The sequence below is a fragment of the Mastigocoleus testarum BC008 genome, from assembly GCF_001456025.1.
GTDB lineage: Bacteria > Cyanobacteriota > Cyanobacteriia > Cyanobacteriales > Nostocaceae > Mastigocoleus > Mastigocoleus testarum.
In genome coordinates this window covers 194,694-211,261 of sequence record NZ_LMTZ01000151.1, presented here as the reverse complement: position 1 = coordinate 211,261, position 16,568 = coordinate 194,694, and the positions used below count along the sequence as shown (strand labels likewise).

At 36.4% G+C, this 16,568-nt stretch carries 13 protein-coding genes; 7 read left to right on the top strand and 6 right to left on the bottom strand.

Going from position 1 to position 16,568, the window contains the following annotated elements:
• The first annotated feature begins 19 nt into the window (after positions 1–19).
• The 3 genes from murB to BC008_RS41095 all read left to right on the top strand — a co-directional run bounded on the left by murB (position 20) and on the right by BC008_RS41095 (position 2,496).
• Positions 20–1,027: a UDP-N-acetylmuramate dehydrogenase gene (gene murB, locus BC008_RS41105; protein ID WP_027840814.1), complete on the top strand. Its 1,008-nt coding sequence runs from the start codon at positions 20–22 to the stop codon at positions 1,025–1,027.
• Between the two features lie 381 nt (positions 1,028–1,408).
• The gene (locus BC008_RS41100; RefSeq protein WP_027840815.1) at positions 1,409–1,753 is read left to right on the top strand and encodes a YbaB/EbfC family nucleoid-associated protein; all 345 of its coding nucleotides are present in this window, start codon (positions 1,409–1,411) and stop codon (positions 1,751–1,753) included.
• Positions 1,754–2,007: 254 nt separating this feature from the next.
• Positions 2,008–2,496, top strand: coding sequence for a low molecular weight protein-tyrosine-phosphatase (locus BC008_RS41095; protein ID WP_027840816.1), 489 nt, complete (start codon positions 2,008–2,010; stop codon positions 2,494–2,496).
• A gap of 186 nt (positions 2,497–2,682) precedes the next feature.
• On the opposite strand, the gene BC008_RS41090 is transcribed toward BC008_RS41095, so the two are convergent.
• Complete coding sequence (locus BC008_RS41090) at positions 2,683–3,360, bottom strand: response regulator transcription factor (protein ID WP_036264392.1); 678 nt, start codon at positions 3,358–3,360, stop codon at positions 2,683–2,685.
• 833 nt (positions 3,361–4,193) lie between these two features.
• The gene (locus BC008_RS41085) at positions 4,194–6,653 is read right to left on the bottom strand and encodes a 3'-5' exonuclease (protein WP_027840818.1); all 2,460 of its coding nucleotides are present in this window, start codon (positions 6,651–6,653) and stop codon (positions 4,194–4,196) included.
• A gap of 560 nt (positions 6,654–7,213) precedes the next feature.
• On the opposite strand from BC008_RS41085, the gene BC008_RS41080 reads away from it, so the two are divergent.
• The 4 genes from BC008_RS41080 to BC008_RS41065 all read left to right on the top strand — a co-directional run bounded on the left by BC008_RS41080 (position 7,214) and on the right by BC008_RS41065 (position 11,448).
• A complete protein-coding gene (locus tag BC008_RS41080) occupies positions 7,214–9,007 on the top strand; it encodes a HEAT repeat domain-containing protein (protein ID WP_058184644.1) in 1,794 nt (597 codons plus the stop codon).
• A gap of 227 nt (positions 9,008–9,234) precedes the next feature.
• Positions 9,235–10,047: an ester cyclase gene (locus BC008_RS41075; RefSeq protein ID WP_027840819.1), complete on the top strand. Its 813-nt coding sequence runs from the start codon at positions 9,235–9,237 to the stop codon at positions 10,045–10,047.
• Between the two features lie 147 nt (positions 10,048–10,194).
• Positions 10,195–10,998, top strand: a complete 804-nt coding sequence (locus tag BC008_RS41070) for a hypothetical protein (protein ID WP_027840820.1) — start codon at positions 10,195–10,197, stop codon at positions 10,996–10,998.
• Positions 10,999–11,013: 15 nt separating this feature from the next.
• The gene (locus BC008_RS41065; RefSeq protein WP_058184642.1) at positions 11,014–11,448 is read left to right on the top strand and encodes a DUF488 domain-containing protein; all 435 of its coding nucleotides are present in this window, start codon (positions 11,014–11,016) and stop codon (positions 11,446–11,448) included.
• Positions 11,449–11,490: 42 nt separating this feature from the next.
• On the opposite strand, the gene BC008_RS41060 is transcribed toward BC008_RS41065, so the two are convergent.
• The 4 genes from BC008_RS41060 to cax form a co-directional block, all read right to left on the bottom strand.
• The gene (locus BC008_RS41060) at positions 11,491–12,987 is read right to left on the bottom strand and encodes a serine/threonine protein kinase (protein WP_027840822.1); all 1,497 of its coding nucleotides are present in this window, start codon (positions 12,985–12,987) and stop codon (positions 11,491–11,493) included.
• Between the two features lie 322 nt (positions 12,988–13,309).
• Positions 13,310–14,716: an AtzE family amidohydrolase gene (locus BC008_RS41055; protein WP_027840823.1), complete on the bottom strand. Its 1,407-nt coding sequence runs from the start codon at positions 14,714–14,716 to the stop codon at positions 13,310–13,312.
• The gene (locus tag BC008_RS41050) at positions 14,713–14,898 is read right to left on the bottom strand and encodes a DUF4089 domain-containing protein (RefSeq protein ID WP_027840824.1); all 186 of its coding nucleotides are present in this window, start codon (positions 14,896–14,898) and stop codon (positions 14,713–14,715) included. The genes BC008_RS41055 and BC008_RS41050 overlap by 4 nt, the downstream gene beginning before the upstream one ends.
• A gap of 243 nt (positions 14,899–15,141) precedes the next feature.
• Positions 15,142–16,236 (bottom strand): calcium/proton exchanger, encoded by a 1,095-nt coding sequence (gene cax, locus BC008_RS41045; RefSeq protein ID WP_027840825.1) that lies wholly within the window; start codon positions 16,234–16,236, stop codon positions 15,142–15,144.
• Positions 16,237–16,568 lie beyond the last annotated feature (332 nt).

Genomic DNA, 16,568 nt, shown 5'->3' with positions numbered 1-16,568 from the left:
TGAATAAAAAATAATAATCATGCTGCTGAATCCGAAAGATAACCAGTCAAATGAAAGTGTCTGTCGTGTTTCCCAGAGCAATAATCAAGAACTAAAAAATCAATCAGTGAATAGTAAAGAAATCCCCTTAGCAGGTACTGATAGCATTATTAAGTCTCAAGTTTCTCTTGCAGCTTATACTTCCTACAGAGTAGGTGGACCAGCACAGTGGTATGTTGCTCCTCGTAATTTGGAAGAGTTACAAGCTAGCGTTGAATATGCCAAAAAGCATAGTTTACCAATAACTGTATTGGGAGCTGGTTCTAATCTACTAGTGAGCGATCATGGTATTGAAGGTTTAGTAATAGTAACCCGCCATTTACGTCATACTCAATTTGACAAAGATACGGGGTTAGTAACTGTATCTGCAGGAGAGCCAATTCCAGCTTTAGCCTGTGAAGCAGCAAAGCAAGGATACCAAGGATTTGAGTGGGCTGTTGGTATCCCTGGTACCATGGGTGGTGCAGTTGTTATGAATGCAGGTGCCCATAAAGGCTGTATCGCAGATATTTTGGTAAGTGCTGAAGTTCTCCTTCCTGACGGAAGCTTACAAACTTTAAGATGCGATCAGTTGGAATACAGCTATCGTACTTCTAAGCTGCAGGGAAGTGACATTATTGTTACCCAAGCGACTTTTCAACTCCAGCCAGGAGCAGACCCAACACAAGTATTAGCAGTTACCAAGCAACATCAAAAACAAAGACTGACAACCCAACCTTATCACTTACCAAGTTGCGGTAGTGTATTCCGCAATCCTAAACCCTATGCTGCAGGTTGGTTGATTGAAAATACTGGTCTGAAAGGATTCCAAATTGGTAATGCGCAAGTAGCACAGCGTCATGCTAATTTTATTGTCAATTGTGGTGGAGCAACAGCTCGAGATATTTTCTATCTTATTCGTCACGTACAAAATGAAGTACAGAAGAGATGGTCAATTTTGTTACATCCAGAAGTGAAGATGATTGGGGAATTTCAAGCTATTGGCTAAGAATAAAAATTCAATAGTAAAATTTTTGCATTAGTTAGCTTTCTGTCCGCGTTTACCATTTTTGGTGGCGCGGACAGTTATATTAAATGCTTGATTTGACCTATAAATTATAGTAATACTAACCTAAAAACACCAAACGATCAGTAGCAATCCTAAATAACTTATGGAACAATACGATTGCGGTAGAGAGAAATATGTTAGCTCTCTTTAGTATGGGAATTTCCCAAACAATTTAGATTGGCTGTAGTTATATTCTTCAATTTCGACAATGTAGAATTTCATATTTATCAATTACTGATTAGTAAAAAAAATATGTAAATGACCTGCCGCATCTATAATTGAATTTGATTTGTTATTGAAAGTACTCGCGGAATATAAATCATGACAAAAGGACAGGGATTTGGCTTTGGTTTAGGAAAAATGAAAGAACTAGCTGAAGCTTTCAAAAAAGCACAGCAGGTTCAAGAAGGAGCAAAGCAACTCCAAGACGAATTGGAGCAAATGGAAATTGCTGGAGAGTCAGGTGGTGGTTTAATTAAAGTAGTTGTAACCGGAAACCAAGAACCTAAAAGGGTAGAAATTTCTCCAGAAGCATTGAAAGAAGGAGCAGATGTTCTATCCGATCTAGTAACCGTTGCGATGAAAGATGCATATAATAAGTCTACTGCCACAATGCGCGAACGCATGGAAGATTTGACTAGTGGACTAGAACTACCCGGATTTTAGTTAAAATTTGATAGTCAATGTCAATAGTCAATAGTCAAAAAATCCGATTCTTACGGACTGGGGGGCTGTTGACTTTTGACTAGCGACATTCCTGCTAGGGGCTAGCACATCTGACTTTAATAAGTATTGTGTTTCTTTTTAGAATAACCACTTGGGCATTCCATCTGTTAGCTAGCTCCCTATTAAGCGTTAGCTGTTAGTAATTGCTGCTTGGAAATGTGCGTTCGTTCGTGACAAAAATTGAGTTTGATTTTATGACTTATAAACTTTTATTTGTTTGTCTGGGAAATATCTGTCGCTCCCCTGCAGCAGAAAATATTATGAATTATATGATAGAGGAACAGGGTCAATCCAAACAAGATATTTTTTGTGATTCCGCTGGTACATCTAGCTATCATATCGGTAGCGCTCCTGATCGCCGCATGAGTGCAGCTGCTTTCCAGAATTTAGGAATTAAAATGTACGGTCAAGCTCGTCAATTTGTTGTATCAGATTTTCAAGAATTTGATATGATTTTGGCAATGGATCGAAGTAATTATCGGAATATTCTCGCGCTGGACCCAACAGGTGAGTATCAAGATAGAGTGCATTTAATGTGTGATTTTTGTACTGAAAATACATTAAAAGAAGTTCCAGATCCTTACTATGGCGGGACCGAAGGATTTAATCGAGTTATAGACTTATTGATTGATGCTTGTGGAGGATTATTAAAGCATCTTGAGGAGAACAATATTAAGTCTTAAGGTATATTTAATTGAATTTAAATAATTTATTGAATATTTACTAAATATTTACTAAATATTCATTAAATATTCAGTGAAGGGAATAGTGGTTTTTAATTTTAATTTAAATATAATCCTAAGAGTCAATAGGATTTCAAATTGAGTTCTCATCGCTAGTCATCAGTTTTGCAAAATATAAATATTTACTTATTCCACAAGTCCGTGCTTCATAACAAAATGAACTAATTCCGCGCGGTTACTTGTGTCTGTTTTCCTTAATAGGCTACTAACGTATTTTTCAACTGTACGGGGACTAATGTATAACTTATTTCCTATTTCTGCATTAGAAAGACCTTGAATTAAAAGTTCTAAAACTTCCTGTTCTCTGGGGGTTAAAGATGTGAACATCACTGAATCACGATCTTTACTCAATAGGGAATTTTCATTTTTCTTTATTTCCCCAGACTTTGATTTTTGTTGTTCGTGGCTTTGGGAAACGCGATATTCTTGTTGAATGATCTGCGACCGCTCCAAAAGATTTTGAATCGCTGCTGCTAACTCTTCCAATTCAAATGGCTTGGGTAAATACAGATCGCAACCCGACTGATAACCCAAAATTCTTTCTTGGGTTTTTGTTCTAGCTGTTAGTAAGATAACTGGTAGCAACCGAAATTCAGTTTTTTGACGTACGCGCCGTACTAACTGGTAGCCATTCATACGTGGCATCACAATATCAGTCACAATCAAGTCAGGATGGTACTCTTCTGCCATTTTCAGTCCGTCTTGACCATCATCAGCTGTTATTACGGAATAACCAGACAGTTCTAGATAATCACTGATAGACAAGCGAGTACCCAAATCATCATCGACTACAAGAATCGTCATTAAAGACATGAGTGTTACATCGCCAAGTTTTTTACTAATATGTTTATTCTGATAAACACGATTGTGGAGCATAAATAATAGCTTTGCTCTTGTGTGTAATACTTTGACATTCTTTTGTTGTCAAAATAAATATGAAGTAGAATTGACAATTCTCCAATTAATTACCTGGGTTGACAGTTTTTTCTGGTTGAAATTTGGCGTACTTTATGCATGAAAAATATTTTGTCAGATTATTAGATAGCAAAAAACAGTATTAGATCGGAGTTCATAATAATGAAGTCATATATTTCAAGTATGTAAAAGTATTTTGTTGGAAATAATCCCACCTATGGGTAAATTAGACTAAACTTTAAGCAGGATATTTAAGCAAGATAAACCTTTACGCTACAAAATCTACCCGATCAATAAACTTGTATCTTGAGTTAAAACTCGACCGCACCACTGACATTTATTTTATATTCTAGTTGTCATATAAGTTAAATCTATTGAATATCGAGGAAACAGTAAGGATAAACAAGCATACAAATTACTACAAACGTTACGCACAGACAATGGGTCTAGGTCCATTATGAGACTAGGAAGTAATTCTAAAGGCTTATATTTTTACCGAGTGAGTGTTGTAAGTCCCATACTGCTAAAAAAAGCAATCCACACAGTAAACAGGAATGCAGCCGGTTGACAGGGAACTTGAGCACAGTAGTACATACAAACTGAGAAATTAGAAAAAGTTAACTGTGAAGGTTAAAAGTTTCGCTAAAATATAATTTCTCTTGAATATGTGTTTTGCTATTTCAATATGCCATTTTAAGTAGTCTTAAACTCACGAAGCACTACTACTCTAATTGTAAATATTTGTCTGGTATGGAATCAATGAACTCACTGGGGACCTTTGAATATCCTCTAGAATCTTCCAAAAATCCAGAGATAAAAAGTTGTTGTTTAGCTCTGGTCATGGCTACGTAAAATAGACGTTTTTCTTCTTCAAGATTATCATTTCGTAAACTGAGAAAACTGGGAAATTCTTCTTGTGAAGCTCCTGCAATAAAAATGCTATCGAATTCCAAACCTTTTGATTGATGGATAGTAATAATCATTACTTGATTATCCTGTTGGGAAATTTGATCTAAGTTTTTGGCTAAGGCTGTAAATTCAAGAATACTACGCAGGGCAGTATCTGAATTTATTTCCGGTTTATCTTTTTGTCTGAAGATATTTATCAGTTCTAAGAGATTGTTCTCACGTTGTGGATCTGTTTCGTAGTAAGCTTGTAAGCCAGATTCTGTTAATAATTTTTCCAGTAAATCTGCCGGTCTTAATTTTTGGGTATCATCCCGCCAAGTTTCTATTTGTTCGGCGAGCGATTCAAATTCCTCTCCATAACGGTAAACTAAGGCTTGGCGATAATCAGATTTACTTTCAATTTTTGGAATCAGATATCCCAGTAATTCAACTGTGGTGCGGGTATCATCAAGGGCTTTGTGGGTTGGTAGATTGGGTAAACCTAGTTTTTTTGCTAAGTTCTCCAAGCTATAACTATCTAAATCAATGAAGCGGTTAGCTAAATTCCAAGTATCTCCCCACTGAAATTTAGGAATAGTGATTCCAGCTTTGCTAGCATGTGCTGTAACCATTTTGATATCAAAACCGACATTATGACCTATCAAAAATGCATTTTGTGCAAAGTCAAAGAACTCACTAAAAACTTGATTTGCGGGTCTACCTTTTTCTGCTAATTCTTTGTCTGTATAGCCATGTATATGTTGTGAGTCACCAACACTTATTGTATTAAGAATATGTTGGTGAAATTCTGCTTCTACTTTGCCATTTACTAGTTTGAGTGCAGCAATTTCTATAACTTCATCATTCGTAACAGAAAGTCCTGTGGTTTCGACATCAAAAACGACTATGATTCCAGATTTATAGGCAGATATAAGATTACTAAAAGGGTCCCCATCAACAAAGGTCTGAATCGAACCCATATCGGTTAAATAAAAACCGCATTTTTCTCCTTCAGTAATCACATTTTGAATTGTCCTAGCACCGATCCCACGGGTGGGGCGTAATAAAATTCGACGAAAAGAACCCGTATCAAATGGATTTAAAATCAATTTTAAATAAGCCAGTGTATCTTTTACTTCTTGGCGCATGAAAAATTGATATTGTTCTATTGTGATACAGGGGATATTTAGTTGTTCTAGAACTTTGCTAATGATTTCTATACGCTTATGAGTACGAGTTAGAATTGCAACTCTGTTATAAGGGAATCTTTGATTATTTGCTGCTAAATTTTGAATTTGTTCGCCAATCCATATAGCTTCTGTTTGTTCATTTTCTGCGAAATGGGTTTTAATTAATTTTCCAGGTTTACAACTCGAAGCTGGAGTAATTTGGGTTTGTCTTTGCTCAAATGAGTTTGCAAAAGATGATGCTGCATTTAATAATGTTTGAGTAGCTCGATAATTGAATGTGAGAGAATATTTTTTCGGTTGAAAATCTTCAGTAAATTGTTGAATTACTAAATCTGGTTCCGAACCTCGCCATTCATAGATTGTTTGATCCAAGTCGCCAATTGTAGCGAGATTTCTAGTACGCGAGGCTAGATGACGAACAATTTCATACTCACATATATGAGTATCTTGAATCTCATCTATTTGGACAAAATCAAAACGTTCTTGCCACCTTTGTGATATTTCTGGTTTGCAATTAAGCATTGCTCTAACAAAAAATACCAAATCAGCAAAGTCTATGGCATGACGTTCCTGTAGAATAGACTGATAGCGAATAGCTTTTTTAGCAAAATTTAATCCCAGAGGTTGGTAAATATTCTCTGTTGGGTAAAGAAAGGATAATTCCTCGGTACATGCTTGAGATTTATATTTAGCAATATCAAAAAAAGTCCTTTGGATATCTTGATTTTTTTGATATCCAAATACTTCTTTGATGATTTCCTTACAATCACTATCATCGTAAATAACAAAATCTGTAGGTAAGCCAATATTTATAGCTTCAATTCTCAACATTTGAGCGCACAAACCGTGGAAAGTTTTAATCGTGATTTGGCGGAATTCTTCTGGATGCATCCGCCATAATCTTTCACTCATTTCTTTGGCTGCACGATTGGTAAATGTGAGACAGAGGATTTTTTCTATAGGAATTCCATTCTTTATGGCTCGAGCAACTCTTTCCGAAAGAACAAAGGTTTTTCCAGTACCAACGGGAGCAAGTACTAAAATTGCTCCGTTAATATGGTTAATAATTTTTTGTTGTTCTGGATTAGGTTGATGTTTATCCATCAAAATATGAATTTTATATTACTAAGATAAAGAATATTTTCTTTCTTCTTCATTATCATTAGCATGTTTTACGGAGTTATATTGTCGTATAATTACTAGTCTTTCTCTTCTGACTCAAAATACTACCGAAAACCCTTTATTGAAAATTGTCTGTAAGTTTTATTATTTGCAAATAAAATAGTTAGAGTTAGGAAATTCTAACCTATTAAATTAAAATTCCATCTCAACAATATATTGGTATATCTACGTGTAGCGAAAGTCAATAATTTTTCGTTACAAAAAAACAAAAAAGTATACGTCACGAAATATTTAAAACTTTAATAACCAACAAAAAATCAATATTTTTTATTGACGTACAAAAAGTTTTTCTGAGATATTTTCCCTGAATATCTTACTGAGTCTGGATTGTAGCTCAAGGTAAGAATACAAACATTTATGAAAGTAAAGTAAACAACAGTGAAAACAATTACTTATGATAGATAATTTTAAATTTAAATAATGTGCAACTTCACAAATTTTGCTATAGTTTGGTATTTGAGTATTGAATCAGATGATTTTCCATGACCAGTCGCACCAGTTACCAAACCCCTGTGGATAAGTTGCTGACCTTCGGTAATTGTTACAATTATGGAAATCAGTGGCGTGATTACATTGCAGAACTAGATCTGGGTTCACAGCATATCCCAGACTTGATTCAAATGGCTATTGATGGGGAGTTTTATGGTGTAGATTCTGGAGACTTTAAAAACTGGGGTCCTGTTCATGCTTGGCGTGCTTTGGCGCAATTAGGTGCAGAGGAAGCTATTGAACCCCTAATGCAGCTATTTCATCAAAGGGAAGATTGCGATCTAGTCAGCGAAGAAATGCCAAAAGTGTTTGGCAAAATTGGTGCAATGGCGATTCCTTACCTGCAAACTTATTTAGCAGATCCTTCCCACGGTTTATTCCCACGGATTGCTGCAACCAATAGTTTAGAAGAAATTGCTAATCATCACCCTATTGCGCGATCGCAGTCTATTGGAGTATTAACTCAACAACTTAAATTATTCAACCAGAATCCTACGGAACTTAATGGTTTTCTTGTTGCTTCCTTAACTCATTTACAAGCAAAAGAGTCTGCACTAGTTATTAAGTCTGCGTTTGAGACGGTAACGAATGAAGGAGAAATAGTCCCTGAAGATATCGCCGGAACCTGGGATGAAATTAAGCAAGCTTTAGGTGTAACTGATGATGAATTAAAATTACTCGAAAATGTTAGTTCGGACGATGAGGATCGGGTTAGTATTTCTGAACCTGTGTTAGATCCCGTTTCATCTGTTGAGGAAATTATCCCAGAAAAGTTTGAGAAAGTTGAAGCTACAACAACGATCCCCGACACAGATTTGGTGCGGTCGGATGATTATTCATCACCTGTTGTGGAAATTACTACTGAAGAAGTCAATTTATTTTTGGAAATTACCCCCGAACAACTGCGCTCAATTACATTAGAGGAATTTCCTGTACAAAAAATTGAAACTGTCGAGAATCTTGGTTCTGAGGACAAACAGGATTCGGAAGAACAGGTAAACGAAGATTTTCTCGTATCCGGGAAAGAAGTTGTTTCATCAAAACTTGAAAGGGTTGAAGAAGCAAGTATCCCTGAGGATATAGAGGTGTTGGTGCGATCGCAGCAAGATTTGTCATCATTGCTCGAAATAACTAACGACGAAATTACTGTAGAAGAATTAAACACCCTTGAAGCTGTTGTACCGGAAAATCTGGTCTTGGATAATGTAAATTCGGATTCTGAGCCAGTTTCTAAGAAACAAAATAGTGAAGAACAAGCAAGTCTAACTAACACTCGGGCGATCGCTTCGGATTCTAATTCCTCTGTTCAAGAAATCGTTTCGGAAGAGATTGAAGAAATAGAAGCGACAATAAAAGCAACTGACGATACAAATGTAGTGCGCTCGCAAGAAGATTTTTCATCACCTGTAGAAGCTGCGGAGAATGAAATTGCTGCGGAAGAATTAAATGAGATTGAAGAAGTTATCTCAAAAGATATTCGGGATGTTTCCGAGGTAACTTCCGAGGAAAAAAGTAGCAATGAAGAGGAATTAGATACTAAGCAAGGAAATCTCCCTGCATCGGATTCTGGCTTATCTATCCCAGATGTTTCCTTGGATAATTTAGAGAAAGTTAAGGATATTACCAAAAAATCTGAGAAAAGTCAGATAAAACCAGAAGTATTGCATCCAGCTGAATTCAAGTTAGCTGTAGAAGCTTTATCTACTGAGAAAAAATCCATTCAAGGTTTTGGGAAAGTAAGTGGTACTGAAGGGAAATCTAAAAAGAAAAAGAAAAAGAAAAAATAATGATTTGCACTGTAAAATTCTGTGAGTTTATGCTCTGATCTTTGCTGCTATTAACCTATGAAAAATGTCATGATTTCTATAGAGATGAAAATACAGTAGTTTGTACACTGCAAACTAATTATTTTTTGAAGCTGTGGGAAAAACTGTATAGTTGAGTGCTTCTATTTGAGGGAAGAATTGCTGCGAAATCCGAAATCTAAACCCCTCACTGTTTTTGCTAGGCTTTTATGACTATTAGAGAACCTAATGACCTTCATTTATGGGTACAAGATAGAGACACAGTTCTCGAATACAGCGATAATGTCGAATGGCGTTATGATGAAAAGCCTGACTATAGTCGTTCTAACGCCAGGTTAGCAGAAGAAAGTACCCGAAATCATCCTCAGTATTCTCTAGAAGATTTGGTACAAAATTTGGTACGAACTTTTGATATCGAAGCAAACTTTAAAACCAATCCCCAACAGTGGATATCGGTTGTTAATGATGAGTTTCGTATGAGTACTAATGGTGGTAAAGATCATACAGTTCCAGACTTAATAGAGTCAGGTACTTACAAAGCATTGATTGGCGATACAACTCATTACAAAGCTTCTGAAGAAGATTTTGAAAGTTCAACAAATCTTTTTCATACGGCTTTCCCTGATGGATTTCTATGGGAAGTTTTAGAAGTATACTCGGAACCACCAAATATTACATTTAAGTGGCGACATTGGGGACATTTCACCGGTTCGTACAAAGATTATTTACCTACCGGAGAAACAATAGAAATTATTGGAATGAGTGTTGTTCGAGTAACTGATGATTTGAAAATTATTTCTTTGGAGCACTTTTACGACAACACCAAATTTTTGGACAGTTTGACATCAGTAGGAAAACCATTAGAAGTAACGGAAGAGAAACAAAAACCCAATAAGTTTTTCGGTTTCCTGAAAAAACTAAACTTTTTTGGTTTTCCTAAACGAATTTGGAATTGGATTAAAAAAAAGCGCAGTAGAAAATTAGAAACTAGTCGTTGTCCATTTAAGAGTTTGGTTAGTTAGTTTTAATTATATTTTAAATGAGCTGACATATACACTCTAAAACAGGGTTTATGTCAGCTTTTTTTAGCTCTAGTTGCTGTTTGATTTATACCTAACGTAAAATATTGAAAAATATAACAACAATATATTTATTGAAAAAATAAATTTATGGAAAGAAGAAAAATTTTAATTGCAACAAAGACTTATCCATCAATCAGCATGACTTATAGGGAAACTGTATGTACAGCAGGAGTATTACTAGATGATTCGGAAAATCCAATACAGTGGATTCGTATTTATCCTATACGCTATCGCTATCTAGATTCTGAGCAGCGTTATCCTAGGTGGTCTATAATTAGTGCCGAAATAGAGAAAAACCCCAAAGATTATAGAGAAGAAAGTTTTCGGATTAATGATGAATCAATACAAATTATTAGAAAAATTAGTACTGAAAAGAATTGGGAAGAGCGAAAAAAATTGATTTTAACTTCACATTTGAAATTCTCATCAATTGAAGATATTAAAAGTCAAGGTAAATCTTTAGGAATTATGAAACCTAAAAGAATCAATAAATACTATCATAAACAGGATACACGTGAATGGAGTCTTAGGCAGCAATCTATTCAAAACCAACTTGACTTATTTGAGCCTTCCGTAAAATTAGAGAAAATACCTTATAAGTTCTATTATAGTTTTGTTTCTCAAAATGATACTAATCATAAATTTTCTATTATTGATTGGGAAATACAAGAACTATATAGAAAATGCCGAAATAGTTCTAAAAAATCTAGTCAACAAGAGAAAGAAAAAGAAGCTTTAGAAAAAATGAGACAAAAATTAGAAGATGATTTTTTGAAAACAAAGGATTTATACTTTATAGTGGGAAATCAAAAGAGATTCCCTAAAGGTTTTATGATTATCGGCTTATTTTATCCACCCAGAGTCAAGTCTGAGCAACTAAGTCTTTTGTAAGGGAAGAATTTGATAATGGTAATTTCAAATATTATTGAAGATAACTGTAAAACAAAGTATATACTGACCTTTGGATATGGGAATCGTAAAGATTACAAAGAATTTGTCGATTATCTTGAAAAATATAATGTATCATTTGTTGTAGACGTGAGATTTCGTCCGCGTGCTTGGAGTCGAAAATGGTACGGCGATCAAGTTGAAAAACTTTGTGTTTCAAAGAATATTAAATATATTTCTAAACCAGCCCTCGGTAACACATCTGGTAATGCAAAATGGGAACCTCCAGATAAAAAAGAGGCTCAAAAATCATTACAAGAAGTTGCAAAATTTGCTGTAAATGGAAATATTTTACTGATGTGTGCGGAGAAAGACTGGCGTCGATGTCATAGGACGGAGGTTGCGGAAAAACTTGAGGAGTTAATACAAATTTCAATACAGCATCTTGAATAAGATTGATTTATGAATGTATTGTTTTTTACTTATAATTTGTAGTTATTCTCTACTAATTGGTAGCTCTAACCAGTCACCGATCTCTTGGGCTAACCAATCCAACTCTGAAGCATGAAGAACTTTTCTTTGACTAATTCGTAACCATTGAGTCAAAGTATTTTGTCCCAAGATATATTTACGTTTTCTCGCCCAAATAATTAATTTATTAGGCACACTAACTCGAATTGGTTCTACTCTAGCTCCCTGGGGTTTAACAATATGTCGGTCGAGCAATTCTATTTTCCAAATATCATCACTGTGTGCTGAAAAAGGTGAAGGATATTTTAATCCGAATAACTCGTAGGTTAAGGAAATCTTTTTTGGAGTCAGAGAAAAACGGATTTTGCCAAATAAGGTAAACAGAATTGCTAATAAAATCCAGATAGCAAATACCCAGTGAAAAAGTGGAAACAATACTAGCAAAGGCTTTCCCCAAACAGAAATACTCCAGTTAATTAGTAAAGAAAGCCAAATCAAATCGAAAAAACATAGAAATCCTACCCTCAAACTAAAACCAGGGGGAGGGATAATAACTTCTAGGAGATCTTTTTGGTTGAGATACTTAATTTTGCTATCCTGTGGTTGAAAAACAACCAGGGGGAAGTGACGATGGGACAACATGTCCAAGGCTTCCAATGCTTTTCGCGCCGAACCCATGCGAAGCTTTAAACTTGGTTCTGTTAACCACTTCAGCCAGTCAACAAAAGCAGGACTAAGATTTACTAATTCTTCAAACTTAATTGTCATGTCATCTTGGAGCAAATCTGCAGGATGTTTCCCTGTTACCAGATGAATTAATGTTGCTCCCAAACCATACAAATCGGATGCGGGAAAAGCACGTCCACCGAACTGTTCTGGCGGCATATAACCATAAGTTCCCACCACTGTCATGGTCCCATCTTGCTGCGCCATAGCAGTTTTAACCGACCCAAAATCTACTATGTATACTTGACCAACATTTTCCCAAGAGCGATGGGTGAGGGAATCACTTCCAAACTTCTTTCGAGATTTTGAATTTGAACTAGTTCTGTGCTTTAGGTAGTAAGAGGGGGGCTCGCCGAGCAAAATATTACTAGCTTTAAGATCGCGGTGAATAACGGGAGGGAGACATTCGTGAAGGTAAATGAGTACTTTTAATAAAGATTTAGCAATTTGTTTAAGTTCTACTTCGCTGAAGGTACGTCCCGCTCTTAAGTGTTCTACTAAAGACTTTGCTGGAATATGGGTTTGTACCAAAGCAAAACCTTTTAAGTCCGGTAAATCGAGTTCAAAGTAGTCAAGATAGCGAGGGATTGCAGGATGAGATAGTTCTTGAAGAATTTGAGCTTCCCTAGTCAACAATTTCAAATCCTGCCATTTAAAGTCGTTACCAAAGATTAACAGTTTGATGATGACTAATTCTTCTGTTACTAAATCTTTTGCTAGTAGTGCGCGTCTTCCAGCATTTTTTCTTAATTGGCGCTGAATTTGATAACGTCCCTGCAAAACCTTGTCTTTCATCAGAACTAATCTCTATCTTTAACTGTTAAGCGTGATAGTAAAGTAAGTTGCTAGTTCAAGTCTGTTGGATTTAGATCCCCCTAAATATCCTTCGCGCTGCACGTCTAATAATTTGGGGTAAATGAATTCAAAGTCCACCTTTTTAAGGCGGATTTAGTGATATATAAGAGAATCTAAAAGTTTTGCCTATAGCAACTTGGGTTAGTAGTTCACTATTGAAACGAGTTTATTCTCATCGTTAAAAAACGAACTAGAATGCTTCTTTGTTCTATCGTAACAATTTTCTTCTTTCTATGAGGGACTACATTTCCAATTGCATTAACTAAACAACTGCTGCAGAAATTACACCTGCTTTTTCTAATACTGCTGCAACCCTTAAAATTAATTCTTCATGATAAGGAGCAGCTATTAACTGCACTCCCAAAGGTAAAGCATTGGGACGTTGGATGGGAATAGATAAAACGGGTAACCCGATAAAAGATAATGGTTGAGTAAATAAGCCGAGATGAGGGCGAACCAGAATTTCCTCACCGTCCAGCACCATAGTTTGTTGTCCGATCTTGGGTGCTGTAATTGGTGTTGTTGGTGCCAAAATTACATCAATTCCATGATGGTTATTTTTACTAAAAATTTCTCGAACTCGATCTCGATACCAAGTTCTAAAGCGTTGAGCTTGAATATACCAAATACCAGGAATTAATGCTCCAGCCAAAAAGCGATCGCGTGTGGCGGGATCGAAATCTTGGGGACGCTTTCTCAAGTCATCTAAATGCAAGTTTGAGCCTTCGGATGCTGTAATTATATATGCTGCTGCGCGGGCGCGTTCTGCTTCTGGGATGGTTACGTGTTCACTTACATTTAAAGCTTTAGCGACATGGTGCACCGCTTCTAAGGCTTCTGGTACAGCTTTTTTAGTAAAATAATCATCTGCGATCGCAATTCTAATGCCATCAATATTGGGTTTTATGTTGATAGAATTACGAGTTTCTATGGGAGGACGTTTGGTACAGATGGGATCCCGTTCGTCCTCTCCTTGAAGTAAATCGAATACTGTAGCGATATCTCTGACCGAACGAGTGAAAGGTCCAACGTGGTCAAGACTGCTAGAAAATAAGGCAACACCCGCACGCGATAATCTACCATAGGTGGGCTTGAAACCAAATATCCCACATAAAGCAGCAGGTACCCGAATAGAACCATTAGTATCGGAACCCAAAGTTAAAGGAACCAATCCACCTGCAACAGCAGCAGCTGAACCTCCTGAAGATCCACCAGCAATACGTTTTAAATCATGGGGATTATGGGTCGCACCATAATGAAAATTTTCGGTCACAAATCCGTAAGCATATTCATCCATATTTAAAGCGCCAACAAGGATTGCACCTGCTTGTTTTAACTTGGCGATCGCTGTAGCATCTTGGATGGCAGGTGGGTTTTCCGCATTGATTTTTGCACCTGCAAGAGTTGTTAAACCAGCGATATCATACAAATTTTTAACTGCGAAAGGTACCCCAGCTAACATCCCAGGGTCTTTACCTGCTGCAATTTCATTATCAATTCGTTTTGCGGCTGCTAAAGCTGCTGTAACTGTTACCTCAGTAAAACAGTTTAATTCCTGCTGTCGTGCTGTAATTCTATTTAATGCAGCTTGGGTAACTTCCACTGCGCTAATTTTACCGTTACGTACTGCATCTGCTGTGGCGGTCGCGTCTGCTCGTTCTAGATTCATGGTTCAAATTTTGGCGCTGCTTCAATATCTTTCGGTAAGGAAAACTCATTTACAAGCTTGGCTATAACTTGAATTTTCTCAAAATTTGCGATCGCACTATCTCGGTATTCATCTCGCAATTGCAAATCTACTAATAACGCTGCCTGTTCTACATATTGACTCACATCAATTTTTTCAGTCATTTTTTATTCACAACCCTTGTGATAGTTTTATTTTATGGTGTTTTTAGTCCCTCAAATTTTCTATCTCTTCTATTCGCAAAGATCTATAGCAATTACCACAAATTATCTATTTCCTGTTCCCCATTCCCTGTTCCCTTTGAAACAAAAAAATATGTTGGCGTAAGTTACACCAACATGCAAAAAGTTTAAGGTTTGATGTGCAAAAATCTGCAAAAAATATAGTCAAATACTGAAATAGATGATCTATCCAATTCCTTCTATAACTGGATGAAAATAGAAAGCTAAACCCAGAATTACATAGGATGCGAGTAATAATGTACCTTCAAGCCAATTGGACTTACCATCGGAACTAATACTATTAGCAATCAAGACCGATACAGCTACTGCCACTAATTCAAAAGGGTTAAAATCTAAATCCATTGGTTGCCCAAGTAATCGACCCGCAATTACAAGTACAGGAGCAACAAATAAAGCAATTTGCATGCTAGAACCAACAGCAACAGACAAAGACAAATCCATTTTGTTTTTCATTGCTACCGTAACTGCTGTAGCATGCTCTGCTGCGTTACCAATTATGGGAACTATGACAACCCCAGTAAATAATGCTGTTAGTCCCAACTCAGATGTAGCTGCTTCCAAGGAACCAACCAAAAATTCCGATTCAAATGACACTAGTAAAGTGCAAAGTAACAGTACTCCCATCCATTTCCAAACATTGGGCTTGTGATCATTATTTGCCAATTGTTCAGAACCCTCTACTACACCCACATCATAAAGATAAGAGTGGGTTTTCATAGAAAATAATAAGGTTAAACCGTAAACTAAAATTAGAACCGCAGCGACAGCCAAGGATAAATTTTGCAGGGCGATCCGGCTAACACTTTTCGATGTGAATTCCATCGCTGTGGGTACCAAAATTGCAATTACTGCCAAATTCATTGACGCAGCATTTAAGCGTGCCACATCAGGTTGAAAACTTTGTTCCTTATGGCGAAAACCACCCAAAAGCATAGCCAGACCCATTACCAAGAGCAGGTTACCGATAATCGAACCGGTGATACTTGCTTTGACCACATCTACAAGTCCTGCCCGTAATGCAAACAAAGCAATAATTAGTTCTGTAGCATTACCAAAAGTAGCATTTAGCAATCCGCCTAATGAAGGACCGACCACCACAGCAATTTCCTCTGTGGCTGTACCCATCCAAGCTGCTAGAGGTAAAATCGCTAACCCAGCGGTAACAAAAACAGTTAATTCTCCCCACCCTAGGAAGTGGGCTGCGATCGAAACTGGAACAAAAGCTAGCAAGACAAAAAATACTTTCTTTTTAACTGACATTTATCATTTCAAATCAGGAATACCAGTCACAAAATTACAAAATCTCGTGATGCCTCAGAGAGATGGTAACGCAACGGATTATACTCTAGAATACCCTCGCAAGACTTAATTTCAGGTTCCGAAGATCTACTGTTTCTCATAAAAATGTTTGTTCGTAATGGTAGAGGTAATACCAATCACAGATTTGTTATTTTCTGTATAAAATTGTAAATAAAATTTTATAATTTGTAGAGAAGATGGGCTTTAGAATCTTAAAGGGTAATAAAAATTTTTGGTGTCTTATTTATCGGTACTTGCAACAAAAAAAATTCTGAAGAATTTAGTTAGAATAA

Excerpts from the sequence above, each read along its gene's own strand:
- BC008_RS41100 (WP_027840815.1), top strand. The coding sequence starts at position 1,409 with ATGACAAAAGGACAGGGATTTGGCTTTGGTTTAGGAAAAATGAAAGAA.
- BC008_RS41085 (WP_027840818.1), bottom strand. The coding sequence starts at position 6,653 with ATGGATAAACATCAACCTAATCCAGAACAACAAAAAATTATTAACCAT.
- BC008_RS41055 (WP_027840823.1), bottom strand. The coding sequence starts at position 14,716 with ATGAATCTAGAACGAGCAGACGCGACCGCCACAGCAGATGCAGTACGT.
- BC008_RS41050 (WP_027840824.1), bottom strand. The coding sequence starts at position 14,898 with ATGACTGAAAAAATTGATGTGAGTCAATATGTAGAACAGGCAGCGTTA.
- murB (WP_027840814.1), top strand. The coding sequence starts at position 20 with ATGCTGCTGAATCCGAAAGATAACCAGTCAAATGAAAGTGTCTGTCGT.
- cax (WP_027840825.1), bottom strand. The coding sequence starts at position 16,236 with ATGTCAGTTAAAAAGAAAGTATTTTTTGTCTTGCTAGCTTTTGTTCCA.
- BC008_RS41075 (WP_027840819.1), top strand. The coding sequence starts at position 9,235 with ATGACTATTAGAGAACCTAATGACCTTCATTTATGGGTACAAGATAGA.
- BC008_RS41070 (WP_027840820.1), top strand. The coding sequence starts at position 10,195 with ATGGAAAGAAGAAAAATTTTAATTGCAACAAAGACTTATCCATCAATC.
- BC008_RS41080 (WP_058184644.1), top strand. The coding sequence starts at position 7,214 with ATGACCAGTCGCACCAGTTACCAAACCCCTGTGGATAAGTTGCTGACC.
- BC008_RS41060 (WP_027840822.1), bottom strand. The coding sequence starts at position 12,987 with ATGAAAGACAAGGTTTTGCAGGGACGTTATCAAATTCAGCGCCAATTA.
- BC008_RS41065 (WP_058184642.1), top strand. The coding sequence starts at position 11,014 with ATGGTAATTTCAAATATTATTGAAGATAACTGTAAAACAAAGTATATA.
- BC008_RS41090 (WP_036264392.1), bottom strand. The coding sequence starts at position 3,360 with ATGACGATTCTTGTAGTCGATGATGATTTGGGTACTCGCTTGTCTATC.
- BC008_RS41095 (WP_027840816.1), top strand. The coding sequence starts at position 2,008 with ATGACTTATAAACTTTTATTTGTTTGTCTGGGAAATATCTGTCGCTCC.